This window comes from Thiohalocapsa halophila, assembly GCF_016583825.1.
GTDB lineage: Bacteria > Pseudomonadota > Gammaproteobacteria > Chromatiales > Chromatiaceae > Thiohalocapsa > Thiohalocapsa halophila.
In genome coordinates, this window is sequence record NZ_NRRV01000172.1 from 1 (window position 1) to 1,700 (window position 1,700).

At 61.8% G+C, this 1,700-nt stretch carries 2 protein-coding genes; both read left to right on the top strand.

Translation table 11 applies throughout. The features are described from left to right. A partial coding sequence (locus CKO31_RS25765) for an HAD-IC family P-type ATPase (RefSeq protein WP_200243690.1) occupies nucleotides 1-958 on the top strand: 958 nt, incomplete at its 5' end. Nucleotides 959-1,280: 322 nt separating this feature from the next. Beyond that, on the top strand, nucleotides 1,281-1,700 hold a 420-nt coding region (locus tag CKO31_RS25770; protein ID WP_200243693.1), incomplete at its 3' end, for an arginase family protein.

The following is a 1,700-nucleotide window of genomic DNA, read 5'->3' on the forward strand; positions in this document are numbered from 1 at the left end:
CTGTACTGGGTTCACTCGGCACGATCTTCTTCAACTGGCCGCGAGCGCCGAGCAGCGCCATAGGCATCCGGTCGCGCTCGCCGTCTGCCAACTCGCGCGGCAAGAGTCAGTGCCCTTGCTTCGACTATTGGATAGCGATTTCGAGATTGGACGGGGACTATATGCCGACATTGATGCGCCGGGATCGCCGAACCGGCATTACAGGGTGCTCATTGGCAGCCGACGTTTCATCGAACAGGCCGATATTACCGTACCGGGTGAGGTCGAGGCGATGCAGGCAGAGGCATCGGAGACGGGTCACTCTGTGGTCTATATCGCCTTGGGAGACAAGACGCTTGTCGGGGCGATCGAGTTGCATCAGACGTTGCGACCCCAAGTCGGCGATGCGATCAATGAGCTCCGCAACCTCGGCATGCGGCTATACATTGTTTCCGGCGATCGCACAGCGCCGACGAAAGATCTCGCCCGCTCTCTAGGCGTCGATTACTTTGCGAATGTGCTGCCGGAACAGAAGGCCAAAATTTTGGAACAATTGAGAAGCGAGGGGGGCAAGGTCCTATTCATCGGGGATGGTATCAACGATTCAGTGGCGCTCCACCAAGCAGACGTCTCGGCCTCGCTCCATGGGGCAGCCAGTATCGCGCAAGACACGGCCGATATCCTGTTGATGGAGCCGGACTTGACCCTGCTACCGCAACTCGTGCGCCTGGCCCGGGATCTGGATCATCGGATGACCTACAGCGAGGTGTTGAACAATGCTGCGGGTATATCCTGCGTGACCGGGGTCTTGTTTTTTGGTCTGGGTATCGGCGGTGCAATGGTGATCTACAGCGGCGGAATCGCGGCCAGCATCACAAACGCGATGATCCCGTTGTGGACTCATCGTGAACGTCGCCCCGAAGGCCGTCGGGTTAGGACGTCGCTGAGTCACGGCACAGAAACAACGGAAACGTCATAGCTCGGACAAGCGGAGCGTCTCCACCGTGCCTTAAGGCAAACCGGGATCGCGGAAAACCGGCGGAAAACCGGGGCAGCGACAGATCAGGTTTTTCTGCTGCCCCGGCGTGAGCTCTTCGCCCTATGAGCGCGCGGATCGCCGCGATGCTAAGACGCGCCCGCACGGTCGCCACCGGCTATGCAATGCATGTGTTCCTGCCTGGCATCGACCGGGCCGCGGCGTTTTTCGCGTGTCCGCGGGGCCAGGAACATTTGATGAACCGAATCTACTGCGTATATTCTGCCTGGAATTCCGCAGATCGTTGAGACGCGTCAGCACCTTCATGCCGATCGATCCAAACACGGCAGCGAGCCCGGAGAGCGGTATCTTCGGGCTGGAGGATACGCCGGAGCAGGCGCGGGTGGTGCTGGTGCCGGCTCCGTTCGAGGCGACGACCTCCGGCCGGCGCGGGACGGCGGACGGGCCTGCGGCCATTGTTGATGCGAGCCGGCAAGTCGACCTGCGCGACATAGGGATGGGCGATCCTTGGCGGCCCGGGATCGCCATGCTCGATGCGGACCCGAGGATTCGCGAGGCGAGCGATCGGGCGGTCCGTATCGCCGAGCGGCGTTCCGAGGCAGCGATGAGCGCCGAGGAGCTCGGTGTGGTCGACGAGCTTTGTGCGCAGACGAACGGCTGGATCGGCGCCGCGATAGGCGAATGGCTGGAGCGAGGGAAGCTCGTCGGGCTGCTCGGTGGAGAT